The organism is Streptomyces iranensis (genome assembly GCF_017874715.1).
GTDB lineage: Bacteria > Actinomycetota > Actinomycetes > Streptomycetales > Streptomycetaceae > Streptomyces > Streptomyces iranensis.
In genome coordinates this window covers 375589-396144 of the sequence record NZ_JAGGLR010000004.1, presented here as the reverse complement: position 1 = coordinate 396144, position 20556 = coordinate 375589, and the positions used below count along the sequence as shown (strand labels likewise).

Genomic DNA, 20556 nt, shown 5'->3' with positions numbered 1-20556 from the left:
ACACGGGCTCAGTGACCTCGTACGGGCGTCTCGGGCGTCCTCCCCATTCGGTGCAGCAGTCGCGTCTGTGGGGATGTGTCATGAGCGAGCACGCCCTCGGGAGCGGCGAAGAACCGGTGAGTGGTCTCGACGGCGGTGGGCGTTTCCGCCAGACCGGCGTAGATCTCCTCGAGATGTTCGTCGATCCATGCCACGAGGCTTTCATCGAGGGTGTCGTCCACGTGGACGGCCCGTGCGAGATCCCAGGTGTGGACAGTGCTGTCCGTGATTCTCACGGCAAGTGCCTGTCGGCCGGTCACCGGACCCAGGGGATAGTCCAGAATCCGCCGCAGAGCACCGGTCTCGCCGAACGCCTGGGCGCACTCCCGGACGGACCGGACGTACGCGCCGACCGGATCCGTGCCCAGCGCGTCGGCGTCCCGCAGCCGCAGGAAATCGGCGGCGGCGCCGCCGTGCAGCAGACTCACGTAATTGAGGTTTCCGCGCGTCATGTGGTTGACCAACTGCCGCACGTTCCACTCCGTGCAGGGAGTCGGCCAGGACCACTGTTCGGATCGCACGGCTCGCAGCTTCCGTTCGAACTCGGCGCCGGCCCCGAGGAACCGATCGATGAGCCCTTCAAACGCGTTGACCATGTGGCCCAGCATGCCCGCCGTGGGCGGCCGGGTCCGGCGGGTATCGGACGTCGAGGTCGCGGCACTGGGAGCCGCGGCGGCCTCAGGCGGCCCGGAACCAGGTGGCCAGGGCCTCGTGCAGACCGTCGTCCGTGGTGCCCTGCCACGCGACATAGCAGTCGGGGCGGAGCAGCAGTGCGGTGTCGAGGCCGGGGACGGTCGCGGTGTCGACGTGGGGTGACCAGGGGCCCGGGTCGAGGGTGCCGGTGGGGTCCAGGAGGAGGGGGCGGGCGGTGCGGGTCAGATCGCGCAGGCCCGGGAGGTCCGGGGCCCAGTGGCCGACGAGGGGGCCGGTCGCCGGGCCCATGGCGTAGGTGATGTCCGCGCCGGAGAGCAGCCCCGCGATGTGCTGCCGGGTCGTGGGCTGGCCGAGCAGTTCGCCGAACAGTTCGCGCAGCGCCGTCACATCGCCGCCCGGCCGGGTCAGCAGCGACTGCGCCTGGGTGTGCATGGCGACCCGCCGGGCCGCGGGGTGCCGCTCCGACTCGTACGTGTCGAGCAGCCCCTCCGCCGCGTGGCCGCGCACCTCGGCGGCCAGCTTCCAGCCGAGGTTCACCGCGTCCTGGAGGCCCAGGTTGAGCCCCGGGCCACCGATCGCGGAGTGCACATGGGCCGCGTCGCCGAGCAGCAGGACGCGGCCCGCGCGGTACCGCTCGGCGATCCGGGTGTTGCCGCCGAAGAGCCGCCGCATCAGATGCGGTCCCGGCCCGGTCGGCGGGGAGAGGGCGATGTCCGTGCCGAGCACCCGGCGGGCGCTGGCCCGCAGCTCGTCCAGCGACGCCTCGCCCTCGGCCGGTTGGCCCCATTCCACGGTGCTCAAGCCCGGGTCGCGGCCCGGGAACGGCGCCCAGGAGATCAGGCCGTGCTCGGTCCGCAGATGCTGGAACGGCGGTATGACGCCGAAACCGGGCACGGTCAGGCCGCCATCGGCACCGATCGCGTCCGGGTCCACGCTCACATGTCCGGTGCGCGACACCGAGTCGTCCGTCGTCACGCCGGGGAACGCGATCCCGGCGAGCTTGCGGACCACGCTGCGCCCGCCGTCGGCGCCGACCACGAACTCCGCCTCGATCGGATCCTGTTCGCGCAGCTCGACCGTCACCGACTTCTCGCCCTGCGTGAGCCCGACGACCTCGTGGCCGCGCCGGATGTCGACGCCCAGCTCCGCCGCGCGCTCGGCGAGCATGCTCTCGATCCGGCGCTGCGGCACCAGGAGCGTGTAGAGCGGGTTGTCCGGCAGGTCGCTCAGGTGGATCGGGAACGCGCCGAAGGTGAAACGGGGCGCCGGTTCGGGTGCGGTGCCGGGCTCGGTCAGCCGCTCGTACAGCCCGCGCCGGTCGAGCATGCGGACGACCTGGCCCACGAGGCCGTTGGCGCGCTGAGCGTCGTGCGGTTCGGTGAAGCGCTCCAGGACGACCGGGCGCACACCGGCCAGGGCGAGTTCGCAGGCGAGCATCAGGCCGTTGGGCCCCGCACCTGCGATGACGACCTCGATCATGAATTCCCTTTCGGGGCAGGGGGTTTGAGTGAGTTACGGGGTGGACAGCCCCGGGGCGACCCGGGCGAGAGCGTCCGTGAGCAGGCGGCGCACCGGCACGGCGGCGTCGGTGCGGAGATGGTGGGCGATGGCGGTGTTGACCGCGCCCATGACCGCCGAGGCGACGAGATGCGGGTACAGGTCCCGCTCCAGGTCGCCGCCGGTACGTGCCGCGACGGCCGCCGCGATCTCGGCCTCGGCGACGGCCCCGGCCCGCAACATCTCGCCCCGCAGGGCCGGTTCCGCGACCATCACCCGCACACCCGCCGTCCACTGCGCGGCGTCGGTGGCCGGGGGATGGGTCATCGACTCCACGTCCGCCGCGAACTGCCGCAGTACGGAGTCGGTGATCGCGTCCCACAGCGGCTCGCCCGGCCGTTCGCGCAACGCCTCCGCGACGCGCAGACAGCGGTCGAGGTGGCGGAACGCGATCGCCTCGGCCTTGCTCGAGAAGTAGTTGTTGAAAGTACGCGGCGAGACCCCGGCGGCCTCGGCGATGTCCTCCACCTTGACCTTGTCGAACCCACGCTCCACGGTCAGCCGCACCGCGGCCCAGCTGAGCGCGGCATGCGTCTGGGCCTTCTTCCGCTCTCGCAGTCCCATGGAGGGAGCGTAGCAAAATTTGCGGACCCCGCAAATATGCGTGTCCCGCAACCTCAGGCGTCGAGAGGCCAGCGATGTCCGTCCGGAATGTGCCACGCGTAGTGGCGTCCGTCGGCTTCGCGGGCATAGCCGAAACGGTCCTGAGCGGGGCGGTCGTGGTCGTTCCACCACTGCCAGACGGCCTCCGCTCGCCGCCACAGGTCGGCGCTCCCGCCGTATGTGGCGATGGTGGTGTCTTCATCGGCGATCGGCGCGCGTGCCCATGTGCCGTCGCGCCCCTGGAGCTGGAGCGACATGGCCCCGGTGTCGTCGTCCACGTGATAGACCAACTCGGCGCCGGGAAGATGGAAGGCGAGCAGCAGCCGGAACGGATAGTGCGCGCGGATGTCGGCAGCGGTGAGCGAGGCGGAGCGGAACCCGGCTCGGGGCGCGTAAGGCGCCCGCCCGGGGTGCCGGTAGGCATGCGCGTCACTGCGGGCGGCCATGAACCGGCCGGTTGTGGTGGTGAAGTGGCCCACGGCGCGTCCCTCTTCGTTCACGGTCAGGCGGACCAGGCCACCCTCGATGCCCATGGACACGTCGGCGAGGATCGCGCCGCCGGGTCGCGTCTGCTCGATCCAGGCGGCCGGGATACGGGGGACCGAGCAGGTCGCGATGGTCCGGTCGAACGGTGCGGGGTGCCCCGGGAAGCCCTGTTGCCCGTCTCCGGCGGCGAGGTGCGGCCGGTACCCCGCGGCGGCGAGCCGGCGGCGGGCAGCTTCCACGAGACCGGGCGAGACGTCGACGGAGTGCACAAGGCGATCGCCCAGCCGGGCGGACAGAAGGGCGGCGTTGTACCCCGTGCCGGTGCCGACTTCCAGCACTCGGTGGCCGTCCGCCACGCCCAGGTCCTCCAGCATCTGCGCCATGAGGCTGGGCATGGTGCTGGAGGATGTCGGAATACCGGTCCACGCTCGCTCGCCGACGCGTTCGGCGGTGTCGGGGTCGAGTGCCGTGACGAGGGTCTGGTCGCTGTAGACGGTGGCTTCCCAGGCATCACGGTCGGCCGCGTCACGTTGGCGCCATACGGTGATGCCCCTGCTGTCGGCCTCCTGCCCGTACCACTCCGGCACGAAGACATGGCGCGGCACCCTGGCGAAGGCCTCGGCCCAGGCGGCCGAACGGATCGCTCCCACCCGCCGCAAGTCCTCGACCAACGAGCGCAGTCGCGACGGCGCGCCGTCGAAGTGGGGGACACTCACGTGGGTACTCCTTGCAGTTCATCGGCGATGGCTTCGGCGATGGGCAGACCCGTGGCGCCTTGAATCCAGTCCCATTGCCCGCACGGATTAGCCTCCAGGAACGTCCATGCTCCCGATGGTGAGACGACGAAATCGAGGGCGGCGAAGCGAAGGTCCAGGCGGCCCATCAGGCGGTGCACCCCCTCGGCGACGTCCGCCGGTGTGTCCGTCCGGTGATAGATGAGTGAGCCGTAGTCGCTGCGCCAGTCCTCATGACCTCGGGCGCTCCGGGCGTGGACTTCCGCCGCGAGCAGACGGTCGCCCGCGATGGTGAGCCGGACCTCGTACGCCTTCTCGATCCAGGCTTGGAAGAGATGGGCGGTGGTGTCGATGCCACGCAGATCGACCAGGTCGTGCGGGGAGAGACGCCGGGTGTAGACGGTCTTGAGTTCATTGCCCTCGATGAATACCGGTGAGGCTACGGGCTTGCAGATGATCGGGCCCGGGGTGTCCTCGGCGAATGCCCTGACGGCATCGGGGTCGTTCGTCACGAGGGTCGGGGGGATGGTGAGGCCGCACTCACGGGCTGTCGCGAGTTGGATCGGTTTGTACTCGGCGCGAGTCATCGCCGCCGGGTGGTTGACCCACCGGGCGTCGAGCGCCGAGATCACTCCGCCGAACCCCGCGCGTGCCTGTGCCGCGGCGAACCGTTGTTCGGCCTTGGACATTCCGTCCGTGAGCCGGAACTGATGAGGCGCGCGGAAGTAGACGGCTTCGATGTCCGAGAGTTCGACAGCCCGGTGGGAGTTGGCGAGTCGGCCCGACCACCCCCGCCGGGTGCCGATGCGCCCAGCGAGGATGGCCTGCTGCGGAAAGTCCGCGGTGTCCATCCGGAATACCCGCACCCCTCGGTTGGTGAGTACGTTCACGACGCGGTCCGTCGGCCAGTCGTCGCGGGCGGCGATCACGAGGATGGTGGGCATGGCCTCAATCCTTCGGGCCCTCGTCGAGGGGCGGCGGATTGGTCATGTTGCCGTCGGGGACGGTGGGGCTGTGCGTCGTCATGTACGGCAGCGGGCCGTCGTAGAGCCCGACCGACATCTGCGATCCCTCGTCATAGACCGCCGCTGGTTTCTCGATCGCCTGTGTGGAGTCGGGTACACGGGCGAAACGAAGAATCCATGGGCGCGTGGTGGAGCCCGAGGGCCCCTCGTTGCTCTGCGGAGTCCGCTCGCTATGGGGTAGGAGCGGAAACGCCTCACGGGGATGTGCGAACGTGGTCACTGCTTGCTGTCCTTTTCCTCGCGATGGTCGAAGCGGCAAGAACCAGTGTGGTCCTATTCGCCTTGGTTACAGCTCGTTTGTGTATCCAGCTCGGCCCAGATCTCCTTGCCGACGGTGCGTTCGCGGACGCCCCAGCGGTCCGCGAGTGCGCGGACGATGAGCAGGCCGCGGCCGTGCTTGTCGCGGGGCGACGGGCGGCGGGGCCGGGGAAGCCGCTCGCCCCGGGGGTCGGATACGGCGATCCGCAGGCGGGTCTTGGTGAGCGTGAGCTCAACGCGGAAGAGCCGCCCGGGTACGTGCCCGTGCCGTAAGGCGTTGGTGGCCAGCTCGGACACGATGAGCGCCGTGTCGTCGGCGAGCGCGGGGTGCCCCCAGTCGGCGATGAGTCGTGTGGCGTGCCGGCGGGCCCTGGTCACGCTTATCGGTGTCGGGACGTAGTCGACGCGGCCCTCGTTGATGACGGGGTCCGGGATCCGGGGGTCTTGGGGCGCGAATGCCATCGCGTACCTCCAGTGGGCAGGGCAGGGCGGACTCCGTCCGCCAACTGACGTCCCTGTGCGAGCGGTTCATCACGGACCGTAGCGCTGCCGCCTTGCGGCGCACAAGTTCCTCTTGGAGGATTTCCCCCGATCTGGTTTGCGGCGGCTGCGCCGGGCGGCCAGACTGTGCGCGTGACGACAAGTCAGCCGATGCAGGGCAATAGCACCTCGACCGTTCTGGGACGCAGGCTCGGTGGTGAGCTGACCAGGCTCCGCACCGCGGCGGGCTTGACGCAGACCCACGCCGCCAAGGTGCTCACCGGGTCCACGACCAAGGTCGCCAAGATGGAGGGCGGCTGGGTCCCGATGCGGGACCCGGACATCCGCGCGCTGTGCGAGTTGTACGGCCTGAGCGACCCTGCGGCCGTGGGCGGCTTGCTGGAGCTGGCTCGGGTTGACCGCGAGCGTCGCAAGGCGAAGGGCTGGTGGAACGAGTTCCCGAACCTCGGGGACATGCAGGAGTACGTCGCCCTGGAGAACGCGGCGACGAGCATCAGGACCTGGCAGCTCTGCCTCGTGCCCGGCCTGCTCCAAACCCCCGGTTACGCACGTGCGTTGGCGATGGGCAATTCGACGAAGGGCCACCCCGACCGGGGTGAGACGTTGGTCGCCACAAGGATCGCGCGGCAGCGGCGGCTCTCCGAGGAGCCGATTCTCGATCTATGGGCGGTGGTCCACGAAAGCGCACTCCGGCATCGTGTTGGCGGTCCGGCGGTGATGCGTGAGCAGTTGAAGCGTCTGGAGGAGGCGGCCCAGCAGCCGAACATCACCATCCAGATCTTGCCGTTCGAGGCCGGAGAACATCTCGGCATGGGCGGGGCCTTCAACATCATCTCGTTCGCGGAGCCGGGAGCCATGGACGTGGTGTATACAGAAACTGCCTTCGGTCAGCTGTGGGTTGAGGGAGGTGACGAAGCCGCTCAGCACCAGGAGCTGTTCGAGAAGATCGCCCGCGACGCCCTCGCCGAGTCGGAGAGCAGATCATTCATCGAGGCGCTCCGAGGAGATGTGAGCAATGGCGGCTTTTGAGTTCCGGAAGTCCAGCTTCAGCACTGGCGATCGCGAATGCGTCGAGGTGGCCACGAACGTGCCCAACACCGTGGCGATACGGGACTCCAAGGACCCGGAGGGTCGAATACTCAGGTTCACCCCCGCCGCCTGGGCGGACTTCCAGGGTGCGCTAACCCAGGAGCCCAGCACGGTGTGACCGGCCGAAGCGGGCGATCGCGTCCAGGACCGCGTCCCGCAGCGTGGGGCTGCCCGTGTGGCCCGAGTCGTCGATCACCTTCAGCTCCGCGTCCGGCCAGGCCTTGGACAGCTCCCACGCGCTCTTGAGCGGACTGCCCAGGTCGAGTCGCCCATGGATCAGCACCGCGGGGATACCGGCCAGCCGGTGCGCGTCGCGGAGGAGTTGGCCGTCCTCGAGCCACCCGGCGTGGGCGAAGTAGTGGGCGCAGATCCGGACGAAGGCCATCAGCGCGTCGTCGGTCTTGTCGCTGTAGTAGCCGGGGCTCCCAAGGACCTCGTGGGCGATGACCGCGTCCTCCCAAGCGCACCAGGCCCGCGCCGCGTTGACCCTGACCGCCTCGTCCGGGCTGCTCACCAGCCGGTCGTAGGCCGCGACGAGATTGCCGCCCCGCTCCGCCTCCGGCACCGCGTCGCGGAACGTCTCCCAGGGGCCGGGCAGCAGGCGTCCGACGCCGTGGTAGAGCCAGTCGATCTCGTCCGGCCGGGTCATGGTGACGCCTGAGATGACGATCTCGGAGACCCGCTCGGGGTAGCGCTCGGCGTAGGCGAGGATCAGCGTCGAGCCCCAGGAGCCGCCGTAGAGGAGCCAGCGGTCGATGCCCAAGTGCTCGCGCAGTCGCTCCATATCGGCGATGAGGTGGTCGGTGGTGTTGTGGTCGAGGCCGACGGACGGGTCGGAGGCGTGAGGCAGGCTTTCACCGCAGCCGCGCTGGTCGAACAGGACGATCCGGAAGACCTCGGGATCGAACATCGTGCGCGCGCCGCGGCGCCCTCCGCTGCCGGGGCCGCCGTGCACCCACAAGGCCGCCTTCCCCTGGGGGTTCCCGCTGGTCTCCCAGTAGATCCGGTTTCCGTCGCCGACCTCGAGGAGGCCTTGCGCGTACGGTTCGACGGGCGGGAACGGCTCGGCCATGGCGGTCTCCTCCTGAAGGCGCGAAAGGGCAACCTCGCGAGGCTAGTCCACGGCTGACCCGGCGTCTCCTGATTTGAGTTTGGCGGCCACGGCGTCGAGGACCCAGTCCAGGCCGGTCGCGAAGGATGTCTCGGCGTCCACGTCCGTGCCGTCGTACACGGCCTTGGCCAGCGCCGGGAAGCGGCCCGTGGCCAGCATTCTCGTCACATGCGGGCCGGAGGCGCGCTGCCAGTCGCGCTTGGAAAGGCCCGTGGCGCGCTCGGCCCGCAGGTTCGCGATCTCGCGCCTGATCGCGCCGGTGAAGTAGGCGCTGACAGTCTCCACGGCGCGCATGACGGTGTCGACGTCGGCGAGGCCGTCGAGGGCGGCCAGCGTGGCCTCGGTCACGGCGAGGCCGTTCGGGCCCAGGGTCGGGCGGCCGCCGAGCAGATCGGCCAGCCATTCGTGCCGGAGAGCGGTCCGCCTGGTGCGGTGGGCGAGGACGCGCAGCGCCTCCCGCCAGTCACCGGGCTGCTCATCGGGGAGTATCTCGGCCTGGGCCTCGTCCACCATGAGGTCGAACAGTTCCTCCTTGGTGGAGATGTATCCGTACAGCCGCATCGGCCCCGCGTTCAGCCGGGCGGCGACCTTGCGCAACGACACCGCTCCCAGCCCGCCCTCGTCGGCCAGCGCGATGGCGGCGGCGACGATCCGCTCCCGGTCGAGCGGCACGGGGCGAATCGGCGGCTCAGGCCGGTCCCACACAGTCATGGTCACACCGTATGTTGCGATGCGTCGTAATGAAGAAATACAGTGTATTGGCATGAGACATCGTATCGCCGTGGTCGGGGGCGGCCCTGCCAGCCTTACCTTCGCCCGCGTCCTGCACCGCCACGATTACCCCGTCGCCGTCCTCGAACGCGATCCCGCCCCCGACGCCCGCCCCCCGGGCGGCGCGCTGGACCTGCACGAAGGGCTGGGCCAGCGCGCGCTGGACAAGGCGGGGCTGCTGGCGGAGTTCCAGGCGCTGTCCCGTCCCGAGGGGCAGGCCATGCGCATCCTGGACGCGGACGGGACCGTCCTGCGCGACTGGCGACCCCGTCCGGATGACCGGGCCAATCCCGAGATCGACCGCGGGCAACTCCGTGATCTGCTGCTCGGCCCTCTCGACGTCCGGTGGGGGGAGGGCGTGACGGAGGTGGTGCCGGGGACCAGGGATGGCGTACTGGTCCAGTTCGCGGACGGACGACAGGAGACGTTCGACCTGGTGGTCGGCGCGGACGGCGGCTGGTCCCGGATCCGCCCGGCGGTCTCGTCGGTGACGCCGCACTACACCGGCGTCACCTCGGTCGAGACCTCACTGGACGACGTCGACACCCGCCATCCCGGCCTCGCCCGGCTGATCGGCGACGGTTCCGTGGCCGTGTACGGCGTGAACCGAGCTCTCGTCGCCCAGCGCAACAGCGGCGGCCATGCCAAGGTGTACGCCCAGTTCCGCGCGGAGTTGGACTGGCACACTGACCTGGACCCGACCGACGTCGAGGCCGTGCGATCGAGCCTGCTGGCGCTGTTCGACGGCTGGGCCGCTCCCGTCCTCGACCTCCTCCGCCACGGCACCGCTTTCGTACACCGCCCCCTCTACGTCCTGCCCGTGTCCCACACCTGGACCCACGTCTCCGGGGTGACGCTACTGGGCGACGCCGCCCATCTGATGCCCCCCTTGGGGGCGGGCGCGAACCTCGCGATGCTGGAAGGCGCCGAACTCGCCGAGTCCATCGCCGCCACCGGCCCCGGAGATCTGGACGAGGCCGTCCGCGCCTTCGAGGAACGGATGTGGGAACGGGCCGGCAGGTGGGCGAAGATCACGACGGCCGGTCTGGAACGCCTCGTGAGCCCGGACCCCGCCCAAGCCCTCGCCCTCTTCGACGAAGTCCAGCCATCCTGACTGCCAAGTGCGTCAGGCGTTCAGCAGGGCCTTGAGGCGGGCCGCGCCGTGGTGGGTCAGCCAGTCCTCGAAGGTGAGCAGGCCGGGGTGGAGAGCGCGCAGGGACTCGATGTCGACCAAGGGGTAGATACCGTCGTTGAGGGACTGGATGCCGCGGGCCGCCTCCTCGCTCTGGGCGCGTACGGCATCGAGGGGGATATGGACGTACGGGACCTCCTGCCCTGTGGCCCGGCTGATGGCGGCGGCGGTCTCCGGCGGGGTGAGGGTGTCGCCCGCCAGATCGAAGGCGCGGGAGCGGAAGCGGTCGGGGTCGTCGAAGGCGAGGGCGGCGAAGGCCGCGACGTCGGACAGCGCGATGAACTGCTGGCGGGTGTCCGGGTCGTAGGGGGTGGCCAGGGCGCCGCCCCGCAGACCCCAGGTGGGGTGGACGAGGTTTTCCATGAAGGACGCGGGCCGCAGGACGGTCGCGGGCATGCCGATCGAGCCGATGTGCTCCTCGATGTGCCGCTTGCTCTCCAGCGTCGACAGCCCGCTGTCGACATCGGCGCCGAACGCGGAGGCGTAGACGAGGAGTCGGGCCCCGGCCGCCAGCGCGGCGGCCGCCACGTTCCCACCCCGCCGTACCTCGTCGTCCGGTCCGTATTCCGCGGGCAGGCCCGGCATGCCGGGGGTGGGCTGGACGCTGAAGACACCGTGGGCTCCGCGGGCCGCCGCGTCGAGCGAGGCGCGGTCGTCCAGGTCGCCCGCGACCAATTCGGCGCCCGCCGAGGCGAGGGCGCGTGCCGCGGGGCTGGTGGTGTCCCGGGTGAGCGCGCGTACGTGCCGGCCGTCCGCGAGCAGTCGCCTCGCGGTGGCGCCGCCCTGCTGACCGGTCGCGCCGGTCACCAGGATGGTTCGCTTCGACGTCATGGGGGTCATAGTGGAAGGCTCCCGAGTAGAATCGGAACGAGTAACCCGGTTAACGTACCGGAGCGGCTGACCCGCTTGTCAATCAGGAATCAGGAAGAGGGGCACGGAGACAGTGAGGGAAGCGGCGCACGGCGCGGCAGATGGTGAAGGGCTGCCTCCGCAAGGGCTGCCTCCGCAGGGTCTGCCGCCGGAAGGTCTGCCCTCGCGGGCCGACGCGCGGCGGAACAGGGCGCGGGTACTGGCCGCGGCCAGGGCCTCGTTCGCGGCGGAGGGCCGCATGGCGCCGCTCGGCGCCATCGCCGCGCGGGCCGGGGTGGGCGCCGGGACGGTGTACCGCCACTTCCCCTCCAAGGAGGACCTTTTCGAAGCGGTGATAGCCGACAGCGTTGAGGGGTTCGTCGCCGAGGGGCGGGCGTTGGCCGTGGCCGACGACCCGGGGGCGGCGTTCTTCGGCTTCCTGGAGCGCGTGGTCGGGGAGGCTTCGCTCAACCGTGCGCTGTGCGAGGCCTTCGCCCGGGAGTCGCCCGGCCGCATCCCCGACGCGGCGGCGGCCGGTGCCAGGCACGAGTTCGGTGACGTGCTGAGGGTGCTGCTCCGGCGTTCCCAGGAAGCCGGAGCGGTCAGGGCGGATGTCGAAGTGCCGGACGTACAGGCGCTGGTGGCGGGGTGTGCGGCCATGGAGCAGGCACGCGGTCCCGGCACCGGGGTGCTGACGGCGGTGATGTGCGACGGACTGCGAGCGGAGCGATCCGTAACGAAATCCCATAACGTAACGGGGGAGGCGCACGGCGGAGCCACCGTTACGCGTGACGAAATCGATCGGTGCGGGATGTGCGGTGGCCCGCTGCCCGGCGATCGCACCAGCCGTGCGGGCCGCCCCGCGCGGTTCTGCGGGGCGGCCTGCAGACAGAAGGCCTACCGGCGGCGCACCCGCGCCAGTGGCTGACCGCGGCTCAGACCTCCTCGCGCATCAGCCGCAGATACACCACCGAGAACACCGCGCCCACCAGCAGCAACAGCAGTGCCACCGCCGTGCCGTAGCCGATCAGGGACTTGTTGAACGCCTGGTCGTACATGAAGACCGGCAGGGTCTGGCTGCGGTTTCCCGGGCCGCCTCGGGTCATGGCCCAGATGAGGCCGAACACCGACAGCGTCTGGAGGGTGTTCAGCATCAGATTGGTGCCGATGGAGCGGCGGATCATCGGCAGGGTGATGTGCCAGAAGCGGCCCAGCCCGCCGGCGCCGTCGACCTCCGCCGCCTCGGTGATCTCCTTGGGGATCTCCGAGAGGGCGGCGGAGTAGACGAGCATCGAGAAGGCCGTGCCGCGCCAGACGTTGGCGAAGGAGACGGCGAGGATGGGCAGCGTGTAGAGCCAGTTCTGGGACGGCAGGCCCAGCCAGTCCAGCAGCGCGTTGAGCGTGCCCTCGCGGCGGAAGAACGCGTACAGCAGGAAGCCCGCCACGATCTCGGGGACGACCCAGGCCGCGATGACGATCGAGCCGGTCAGCGTGCGCACCGGCCGGGAGGCGCGCTGCATCAGGGCGGCCAGGGCCAGGCCGAGGGTGTTCTGGCCGACGAGGGAGGAGAGCAGGGTGAAGACGAGGGTGAGGACGACCGCGTTGCGGAAGTCGTCGTCCCCGAAGGCGCGCTGGAAGTTGTCCAGGCCCACGAAGTCCGTGGAGGACGCGCCCGTGAGCTGCATATTGGTGAAGGCGATATAGACGCAGTAGGCGATCGGGCCACCGAGGAAGAGCAGCAGCATGACGGTGGCGGGGGCGAGCGGAAGCCAGCGCAGGGGGCGGCCGCGACGGGGGCCCGGCCGGGCCGGGGTCTCCGTCGGGGCCGCCGCCACCTTGGTCGCGGTTGCCATCGGGGGTCGGCCCTCAGCCCCGGCCGCCCGCCGCCACCGTGGCGCCGTCGGCGATGGACTTCAGCTGGTCGTCGTAGGACTTCGCGGCCTTCTCCGGTGAGGTGTCACCCGTGGTCGCCGCCTCCATCGCCTCGCCGATCGCCGTGGACACCTGGGGATAGACGGGGGTGGTGGGGCGGTAGTGGGTGTGCTTCACCAGGCCCGTGAAGAAGGTGATGCCGGGCATGGACGAGGTGTACTTCGGGTCCTGCGCGACGTCCTTGCGGACCGCGATCTGCGCGTCGACGATGTCCCAGGTGACCGCGTTGTCCTTGGTCTGGAGCCGCTCGATGAACTTCCAGGCCAGATCCGGGTTCTTGGACTTCGCGGTGATCGCCCACGTCCAGCCGCCGGACATGCTGACCTTGCCGGGCGCCTGGCCGTGCTGCGTGGGCATCGGGGCCTGGCCGAGGGTCTTGGACCACTCGGGCCAGGGCTTGCCGCCGGTCTTCAGCCAGTTCTGGCCGAGCCAGGAGCCGTCGAGGGCGATGGCCAGTTTGCCCTCGGGGAGCCATTCGCTGAAGACCGTGGTGCCGACGTTGGGGTCGAGGGCGTCGGAGATATCCGGGCCGAGCTTCTGCGAGTAGACGGTCTTGAGGAAGCCGAGGGCGTCGCTGAACCCCTTGCCGCCGGTGACCCACTTCTTGGCGCCGGGGTCGTAGAGCGGGTTCCCGCCCGCCTCACCCGTGCCGTACAGCAGCATCTCGAAGCCCTGCATCACGGAGGTCTCGCCCGGGGCCTTGCCGGTGTAGACGTTGAGCGGGGTGACGCCGGGGACCTTCTTCTTGATCGTGCGCGCCGCCTGGAGGATCTCGTTCCAGTTCTTGGGCGACCAGTCGGCGGGCAGCCCGGCCTTGGCGAAGATCTCCTTGTTGAACCACAGGCCACGGGTGTCGGTACCGTCCGGGACGCCGTACGTCTTGCCGTCCTCGGCCTTGGCCGCGGCCTTCGCGGTGTCGACGAACTGGTCCCAGGTCTTCCACTTGGCCAGATACTCGTCCAGGGGGCGCAGATAGCCCGCCTTGATGTCGGAGTTGATCCGGAAGGTGTCCTCGTAGACCAGGTCCGGGGCGGTCTTGGGGGACCGCATCATCTGCTGGACCTTGGTGGCGTAGTCGTTGTCCTGCGCCTGGATCGGGATCAGCTTGACCTTCTTGCCGGGGTTGGCCTTCTCGAACTGCTTCTTGACCTCGGCGAGATGGTTGTCCTTGAAGCGGATCTTGTTGTCGGTGGAGCGGTTGTAGGCGACCTTGACGGTGTCCGGGTCGCTGCCCGAACCGCCACCGCAGGATGTGAGTCCGGCGGTGGCGGCGAGGGTGGCGGCGAGGATCAGTGGGGCGGTGGGGCGCACGGGCACGACCTCCTTGCTGGCCTCTGTGGGCTGCGGGCTGACCGTAAGGTCGGCTTCAACGGAAGGTCAATCCCCGTGACCTGGATGGTCGCTTGATCGAACGCCGCCCGGTGGGCGGACGGGCCCGGTCCGGTGTCACGGACGGGCCCGGTCCGGTGTCAGCCGGTGTAGCCCGCGAGCGCCTTGGTGAAGTCGTACGTGCCCTGGTCGATACCGCTGCACGCGTCCCCGTCCGTGCCGGAGCCGCACTTGCGGTCGCGGTTGAGCGACCAGAAGCTGACGCGGGCCAGGTGGTGGCTCTTGGCGTAGGAGACCATGTCCTTGAAGTTGTTCAGGGATATGGTCTCGCCCGCGACGTCGGTCTTGCCGTTCATCGAGGAGAAGCCGACCTTGCGGTAGGCGGCGTCGGAGGAGAGGCCGTACGCGCTGGCCACCGTGTTCTTCAGACCGTCCACCGCGGACTTGGTGGCCGCCGCCATGTCGATCGAGCCCTGGCCGAAGTCGAACGGCATGACCGCCCAGCCGTCCACGTCGAGCCCGGCCGTGGCACCGCGCTTGACCAGATCCTTTCCGTTGGAGTCGGGCCCTGTCGTGGTGGTGCCGAAGGTGACGTACACCTTGATGCCGCTGTTCTTCTGCTTGACCGTCTTGAGCGCGTCGATCACGCGCTGGCGGACCGTGGCGTTCTCGAACTCGGTCGACTCGATGTCGATGTCGATCGACTTGAGCTTGTACGCGTCGATGACCTTCTGATACGCGCCGGCGAGCGCGGACGCGGAGGAGCACTTCTCGCCCAGCTTGTTACCGCTCCAGCCGCCGAAGGAGACGGTGACATCGCCGCCCGCCGAGCGGATGGAGTTGATCGTCGACTGGTCGTTGCCGCCGGTGAGCGCGCGGGAGCCGTCCCACTTGGGGTTGCAGCCGCCGTCGGAGAGCATGAAGGCCATCGTGAACTGCTGGGTGCCGGTGGCCGACATGACGTCCGTGGCCTTGGGCGGGGAGCCCCAACCCAGGTAGAGGTAGGGGCCGTTGAGCCCGCTGGGCGCGGCGGCGGTGTGCGCCGCGCGCGGCGCCGCCTGGGCGGTGGCCGCCGTGGCGGCGCCCGCGCCGAGCAGGCCGATGGCGGCGGCGAGGGCGAGTCTGCGGTGCGTCGGCTTGGAAAGAGGCATGGCTGATGGAGCCTCCTGGGTGGGGGGTGGGAGGAAGTCGAGCGAAGCTGAACCTAGCGAGGCGGCATGGCCGCGACAAGATGTCGGATAGGAAACTTTCCTATTGGGGGCTCGCGGGCGACTGGGAGGATGTGCCTACCAGCAGGGAGGACACCGGTCGTAGCCCCGGTCGTGGCCGCGGTCGGAGACTGACCGCAGGAGGGGCGCCCCCGATCCGTCCTGGAACTGGAACGCTCGCCGACCGGCGCTCAACGGTCGCCGGTGTCCGCCCGCCCCCTCCGCGTACGGCCCGGAGGCAACCGATGAACCACAAGCGCCCAGCAAGGGGCCCGCTCACCGTGACGGTGTTCGTCTTCCCTGGGGTGCGGCTGCTCGATGTGACCGGCCCCATCGAAGTGTTCGCTTCGGCCAACGAGATCGGCGGGCGCTATCGGGTGCGGACCGTGTCCGAGGACGGGGCGGAGGTGATCACCGCCGCCGGGACCCGCCTCGGCGCCGACCTGCGCGTCGATGAGGTGGGTGAGCCGTGCGACGTTCTGGTGATCCCGGGCGGCCCGGAATGGGAAACGCTGATCAAGGACGACGCGTTCCTGGACGTCGTCCGGCGACTGCACGGGAAGGCCCGCCGCACGGCATCGGTGTGCACGGGAGCTTTTCTGCTGGCGGCGGCGGGACTGCTGGACGGGCGTCGCGCCGCGACACACTGGCGGCACGCACGGCAACTGGCCGAGCGTTTCCCGTCCGTGCGGGTCAAACCGGACGCCATCTTCGTGCGGGACGGGCGCGTGATGACTTCGGCGGGTGTCAGCGCCGGGATCGACCTCTCCCTGGCGCTCGTCGAAGAGCATTACGGTGCGGAGGTGGCTCGAGCGGTTGCCAAGGACATGGTCGTCTTCATGCAACGACCGGGGAACCAGTCCCAGTTCAGCGTCCGCTCCCAGGTCCCGCACTCCCGTCGGGAGACGCTCCGCCGGGTGCTGGACGAGGTCGCCGAGGACCCCGGGGCCAACCACACGCTGTCGGCCATGGCACGCAAGGCGGGCGTCAGCGTCCGTCATGTGACCCGGCTCTTCGACGAGGAGGTGGGAACCACTCCGGCCCGGTACGTGGAGCAGGTCCGGTTGGAGGCCGCCCAGGTGCTGCTGGAGACGGGCGATGACGCCATGACGGTGGTGGCGCGGCGTACCGGGTTCGGTTCGCCCGAGTCGATGCGCAGGGCGTTCGTACGGCACCTGGGTGTGACGCCCGGTGCGTATCGGACCAGTTTCCGCACGACCGGGATGGGCGCGAAGGACGCGGCGCCCGAACCCGTCTCGCGGTAGCCGAGGGCGCGACGGGTCCCTTCCGCGGTGTGGCAGGCCGCGCGGTCAGCGGAAGGCGGAGGCCACCAGAGCCTTCTGCTCGTCGGCGTGCCGCCGGGCGGAGCCCACGGCCGGGGCCGGGGCCGGCGGCCGGCTGACGCATTCGACGGGGCGGCTCGCCGGCCGCCGCACGCGCGGCCCCACGAAGGACCAGGCGCCCTGGTTCTCCGGCTCCTCCTGCACCCACCGCACCTCGGCGTCGGCGGGGAAACGGGCGAGTTCCGCGCTGAGCTCCCGCTCCGGGAACGGGTGGAGACGCTCCACGCGGACGATCGCGGTGTCCGAAAGGTTCGAGCTTCGCCGGTGGGCGTCCAGGTCGTAGAAGACCTTGCCCGAGCACACCAGCACCCGCCGGGTCCTGGCGGCATCGGCCGTCTCGTCCGGCAGGACCGCACGGAACGCGCCCGTGGTGAGCTCCGTCAGCGTGGAGGTGGCCGCCTTCAGCCGCAGCATCGACTTCGGAGTGAACACGACCAGCGGCCTTCTGCGTTCGCGCTCGCCGAGCGCCTGCTGCCTGAGCAGGTGGAAGTAGTTGCCGGGAACGGAGGGCACGGCGACGCTCATGTTCCCCTGCGCACACAGTTGGAGGAACCGCTCGATCCTGCCGGAGGAGTGGTCCGGTCCCTGCCCCTCCAAACCGTGCGGCAGCAGCAGCGTCACCCCGGAGCGCTGCCCCCATTTCTGTTCGGACGACGCGATGTACTCGTCGATCACCATCTGGGCGCCGTTGGCGAAGTCGCCGAACTGTGCCTCCCACAGCACCAGGGCGTCGGGCCGAGCCAGGGAGTAGCCGTATTCGAAGGCCAGGGCCGCCAGTTCGGAGAGCATCGAGTCGTAGGGCGCGAAGTCCGCGGCCGACGCGCCGAGGGAGCTCAGCGGTATGTGTTCCAGGCCGGTGCGCCGGTCGGTGAGCACGGCGTGCCGCTGCCCGAACGTGCCGCGGCGGGAATCCTGCCCGGCCAGCCGCACCGGAACCCCGTCCAGCAACAGGGAGCCGATGGCGAGGGACTCCGCGGTGGCCCAGTCGATCGTTCCCGCGTCCAGCATCGTGGCGCGTCGGCGCAGCTGCGGCAGAACGCGCGGGTGCACGGTGAAGCCTTGCGGCGGGCTGGTCTGGGCCGCGATCACGTGCCGGGCGGTCGCCTCGGTGATCGCGGTGGGCGCTTGAGGGGCGGCCTCGGCCTCGGCGTCCCCGGGAACGACCCGTGCCGGGGAGCGGCCGGGAACCGACGGCGCCCGGGTCTCGACGAAGGCGCGCTCAAGGCGTTCCCGGTAGTCCCGCAGGGCGCCCTCGACCTGACGTTCGCTGATGTCCCCGCGGCGGATCAGCGCCTCGGCGTACAGCTTGCGCACCGATGGCCTGGCGACGATGCGGTCGTACATCGCCGGCTGTGTGATGGACGGGTCATCGACCTCGCTGTGGCCGTGGCGCCGGTAGCAGATCAGATCGATGACGACGTCCTTGTGGAACGCCTGACGGTAGTCGAAGGCCAACCGTGCGACGCGGACGACCGCCTCGGGGTCGTCTCCGTTGACGTGGAAGACGGGGGCTTCGACGGACCGTGCCGCATCGGTGGCGTAGCCGCTCGTACGGCCGTAGGCGGGTGAGGTCGTGAAGCCGAGCTGGTTGTTGATGACGATGTGCACCGTCCCCCCGGTGCGGTAGCCGGGCAGCTGCGACATGTTCAGCGTCTCGCCGACCACACCCTGACCCGCGAACGCGGCGTCCCCGTGGATGACGATGGGCAGGATGGGGAAGGCGTCGGCGCCGTCCGTGGCCACCTCCTGCCTGGCGCGGACCACTCCCTGGGCCACCGGCCCCACGATCTCCAGGTGCGAGGGGTTCGCCACGACGGAGACGGCGATGGTGCCGCCGTTCAGGGCGCGGTAGTTCCCCTCCGCGCCGAGGTGGTACTTCACGTCCCCGGATCCCTGGACCGACCGGATGTCCACCGCGTCCTCGAACTCGTGGAAGATCTCCGCGGAGGACTTGCCGACGATGTTGGCGAGAACGTTGAGCCGGCCGCGGTGTGCCATACCGATGACGGCTTCGCTCACCCCGGTCTTGATGCAGCGGTGCAGCAGCGCGTCCAGCAGCACGATTGCGGACTCGCCGCCTTCGAGTGAATACCGCTTCTGGCCCACGTATTTGGTGTGCAGGAACGTCTCGAGGGCCTCCGCCGCGCCCAGTCGGTAGAGGATCTGCAATTGTTCCGCGCGGTCCGTCCCGGGGGGAGGCGATTCGATCCGCTGCTGGACCCAGCGACGTTCTCCGGCGCTTTGGATGTGCATGTACTGGGCGCCGACGGTCCGGCAGTAGGACTCCCGCAGGACCCGCAGAACGTCGCGAAGGGACATGGTGACCCGCCCGGCGAAGCCGTCGACGACGAACGTCCTCTCCAGGTCCTCGTCGCCGAGCCCGAAGGCATCGATGTCGAGCTCCGGGTGCGAACCCCTCCGCTGCGCTGTAAGCGGATCGGTGTCGGCCATCAGATGTCCGCGCACGCGATACGCGTGGATGAGCGCCGCGACGCGGACCGCCTTCACCGCATGGTCACTCACCGTGCCGGAGTCGTGACGCTCTTGGTCCGCCGCGGAGGCGGAGGAGGTGAAGAGGTCCCGCCACGCCTGGTCGACCGAGCCCGGGTCATGGAGATACCGCTCGTGCTGCTCCTCGACAAGCCATTCGTTGAGGCCGAATTCCAGCTCGTACGACTGTGTCATGCCATCCACGCTAAAACAGCTGGAAAGATGAGAAAGACAGGTGAATATGACATAGCGACGGCACATCAGGACATATCGCCTGCCGGGTCGAGCAGGAGGTGCCGGCGGGCGTGGCCCAGGGAGTGGCCGGTCACCACCACCCAGGCGATGACGAGCAGCCCGTAGAGCGGCACGGCGATCCAGACGAACAGATCCGAACCGGTCCGTCCCGCGAGGGCGCTGGTGGCCGTCACACAGGCGCCGACCGGGAAGATGAAGGACCACCAGGTGGGCGCGAACGGCAGCCCGGCCCGGATCGTCCGTACGGTCAGTGCCGTGGCCAGCACCCCCCACAGCATGGCGAAGCCCCACAGCACGATCCCGCCCAGCAGCGCGAACACCTCGGTGCCCCGCGCGTAGGGCGCGGGCAGCGCGCTCGGTGCCACTGCGGCCAGCGCGCCGAGCGCCGTCACCGCCTGGCCCAACGCCCCCACCCCGATCCACACCGTGGGCACCACCGCTCCGGCGGGGGCCTCATGGTGCACCAGACGGCCGTAGATCATAGCCAGCACCAGCAGCGCCGCGACCAGGCCGAGTCCGAGCATCGCGTAGCAGCCCAGCAGCAGGGCGAGCCGCGGCTGCCCGGCCGGGGCATGCGGGACGAGCAGCGCGCCGGTCGCGGCCGAGACCATCGGCGGCACCACTGGCATCAGCCAGCCCCCGAACGCCGCGTCCGGCGTGAAGCGGTGCCGGGTGACCATCAGATAGGGCACCGCGCAGGCCGTGACGAGGCCGAGCACGGTACCGAGCGACCACAGCACCCAGTCCACGTCCAGTGCCGTTTCGGCCCCGATCAGCGGGCGGCCGAGCAGCAGCGCCCCGGAGCCCACTGTGAGCAGCGCCATCGGCGGCGCGCCGAAGAACTGGGCGGTCACCGGATCACCGGCGTGCGACCGCAGTGCCCCCTGCCGGAGGTAACCGGCGGCCAGCAGGACCAGCAGGAGCGCGGCGCCCAGCCAGACCACCAGGGCGGCGGTCCGCAGCGGGTGGAAGCTCCGTGGCAGGGTGACCGCCGCGTTGGCGACGATGCCGGTACCCATCACGGCGGCGAACCAACTGGGGGCGAGGAGCGGACGCCGCTTCCTGTGTGCCGTGGGCGCCAACGGGCCGACGCATGCGGAACGATTCATTTGGCAAACGTAGGCGTGGAT

At 70.0% G+C, this 20556-nt stretch carries 20 protein-coding genes; 5 read left to right on the top strand and 15 right to left on the bottom strand.

What is annotated here, in order from left to right; genetic code table 11:
* Positions 1-8: 8 nt before the first annotated feature.
* The 7 genes from J2Z30_RS09720 to J2Z30_RS09690 form a co-directional block, all read right to left on the bottom strand.
* Complete coding sequence (locus J2Z30_RS09720) at positions 9-635, bottom strand: TIGR03086 family metal-binding protein (protein WP_044581378.1); 627 nt, start codon at positions 633-635, stop codon at positions 9-11.
* 82 nt (positions 636-717) lie between these two features.
* Positions 718-2172: an FAD-dependent monooxygenase gene (locus tag J2Z30_RS09715; RefSeq protein ID WP_044569800.1), complete on the bottom strand. Its 1455-nt coding sequence runs from the start codon at positions 2170-2172 to the stop codon at positions 718-720.
* A 33-nt stretch (positions 2173-2205) separates the two neighbouring features.
* Positions 2206-2814: an acyl-CoA-like ligand-binding transcription factor gene (locus tag J2Z30_RS09710; RefSeq protein ID WP_044569797.1), complete on the bottom strand. Its 609-nt coding sequence runs from the start codon at positions 2812-2814 to the stop codon at positions 2206-2208.
* 53 nt (positions 2815-2867) lie between these two features.
* Positions 2868-4055, bottom strand: a complete 1188-nt coding sequence (locus J2Z30_RS09705; protein WP_052701356.1) for a methyltransferase domain-containing protein — start codon at positions 4053-4055, stop codon at positions 2868-2870.
* Positions 4052-5017, bottom strand: a complete 966-nt coding sequence (tgmB, locus tag J2Z30_RS09700; RefSeq protein WP_044569796.1) for an ATP-grasp ribosomal peptide maturase — start codon at positions 5015-5017, stop codon at positions 4052-4054. The genes J2Z30_RS09705 and tgmB overlap by 4 nt, the downstream gene beginning before the upstream one ends.
* Before the next feature lie 4 nt (positions 5018-5021).
* The gene (tgmA, locus tag J2Z30_RS09695) at positions 5022-5318 is read right to left on the bottom strand and encodes a putative ATP-grasp-modified RiPP (protein WP_044569794.1); all 297 of its coding nucleotides are present in this window, start codon (positions 5316-5318) and stop codon (positions 5022-5024) included.
* Positions 5319-5371: 53 nt separating this feature from the next.
* Positions 5372-5818, bottom strand: a complete 447-nt coding sequence (locus tag J2Z30_RS09690) for an ATP-binding protein (RefSeq protein ID WP_044569793.1) — start codon at positions 5816-5818, stop codon at positions 5372-5374.
* Positions 5819-6007: 189 nt separating this feature from the next.
* On the opposite strand from J2Z30_RS09690, the gene J2Z30_RS09685 reads away from it, so the two are divergent.
* Entirely contained in the window at positions 6008-6886 is an 879-nt protein-coding gene (locus tag J2Z30_RS09685; RefSeq protein WP_044569791.1) for a helix-turn-helix domain-containing protein, read from the top strand.
* Entirely contained in the window at positions 6873-7064 is a 192-nt protein-coding gene (locus tag J2Z30_RS09680) for a DUF397 domain-containing protein (protein WP_044569789.1), read from the top strand. The genes J2Z30_RS09685 and J2Z30_RS09680 overlap by 14 nt, the downstream gene beginning before the upstream one ends.
* Here J2Z30_RS09680 and pip read toward each other — a convergent pair.
* The gene (pip, locus tag J2Z30_RS09675) at positions 7038-8018 is read right to left on the bottom strand and encodes a prolyl aminopeptidase (RefSeq protein ID WP_044569787.1); all 981 of its coding nucleotides are present in this window, start codon (positions 8016-8018) and stop codon (positions 7038-7040) included. The genes J2Z30_RS09680 and pip overlap by 27 nt on opposite strands.
* Positions 8019-8060: 42 nt before the next feature.
* Positions 8061-8768, bottom strand: a complete 708-nt coding sequence (locus J2Z30_RS09670) for a TetR/AcrR family transcriptional regulator (protein ID WP_044581376.1) — start codon at positions 8766-8768, stop codon at positions 8061-8063.
* A 52-nt stretch (positions 8769-8820) separates the two neighbouring features.
* Between J2Z30_RS09670 and J2Z30_RS09665 the strand changes: the two genes are divergently transcribed.
* Positions 8821-9942, top strand: a complete 1122-nt coding sequence (locus tag J2Z30_RS09665; RefSeq protein WP_044569784.1) for an FAD-dependent oxidoreductase — start codon at positions 8821-8823, stop codon at positions 9940-9942.
* A gap of 12 nt (positions 9943-9954) precedes the next feature.
* Here the strand turns inward: J2Z30_RS09665 and J2Z30_RS09660 are convergent, their stop codons facing one another.
* Positions 9955-10851, bottom strand: a complete 897-nt coding sequence (locus tag J2Z30_RS09660) for an NmrA family NAD(P)-binding protein (protein ID WP_044581375.1) — start codon at positions 10849-10851, stop codon at positions 9955-9957.
* 151 nt (positions 10852-11002) lie between these two features.
* On the opposite strand from J2Z30_RS09660, the gene J2Z30_RS09655 reads away from it, so the two are divergent.
* The gene (locus J2Z30_RS09655; RefSeq protein WP_308279898.1) at positions 11003-11797 is read left to right on the top strand and encodes a TetR/AcrR family transcriptional regulator; all 795 of its coding nucleotides are present in this window, start codon (positions 11003-11005) and stop codon (positions 11795-11797) included.
* A 7-nt stretch (positions 11798-11804) separates the two neighbouring features.
* Here J2Z30_RS09655 and J2Z30_RS09650 read toward each other — a convergent pair whose 3' ends face one another.
* From J2Z30_RS09650 to J2Z30_RS09640, 3 genes are all read right to left on the bottom strand, one after another.
* Positions 11805-12722, bottom strand: a complete 918-nt coding sequence (locus tag J2Z30_RS09650; RefSeq protein ID WP_020868341.1) for a carbohydrate ABC transporter permease — start codon at positions 12720-12722, stop codon at positions 11805-11807.
* 13 nt (positions 12723-12735) lie between these two features.
* Positions 12736-14112, bottom strand: a complete 1377-nt coding sequence (locus J2Z30_RS09645) for an ABC transporter substrate-binding protein (protein WP_044569780.1) — start codon at positions 14110-14112, stop codon at positions 12736-12738.
* A gap of 158 nt (positions 14113-14270) precedes the next feature.
* The gene (locus J2Z30_RS09640) at positions 14271-15281 is read right to left on the bottom strand and encodes a chitinase (RefSeq protein WP_052701354.1); all 1011 of its coding nucleotides are present in this window, start codon (positions 15279-15281) and stop codon (positions 14271-14273) included.
* Between the two features lie 302 nt (positions 15282-15583).
* On the opposite strand from J2Z30_RS09640, the gene J2Z30_RS09635 reads away from it, so the two are divergent.
* Complete coding sequence (locus J2Z30_RS09635) at positions 15584-16603, top strand: GlxA family transcriptional regulator (protein WP_044569777.1); 1020 nt, start codon at positions 15584-15586, stop codon at positions 16601-16603.
* A 45-nt stretch (positions 16604-16648) separates the two neighbouring features.
* On the opposite strand, the gene J2Z30_RS09630 is transcribed toward J2Z30_RS09635, so the two are convergent.
* Both J2Z30_RS09630 and J2Z30_RS09625 read right to left on the bottom strand, forming a co-directional pair.
* The gene (locus J2Z30_RS09630) at positions 16649-19432 is read right to left on the bottom strand and encodes a multifunctional oxoglutarate decarboxylase/oxoglutarate dehydrogenase thiamine pyrophosphate-binding subunit/dihydrolipoyllysine-residue succinyltransferase subunit (RefSeq protein WP_078956632.1); all 2784 of its coding nucleotides are present in this window, start codon (positions 19430-19432) and stop codon (positions 16649-16651) included.
* Entirely contained in the window at positions 19432-20535 is a 1104-nt protein-coding gene (locus J2Z30_RS09625; RefSeq protein ID WP_044581372.1) for a TDT family transporter, read from the bottom strand. Before J2Z30_RS09625 ends, J2Z30_RS09630 begins: the two co-directional genes overlap by 1 nt.
* Between the last annotated feature and the right edge of the window lie 21 nt (positions 20536-20556).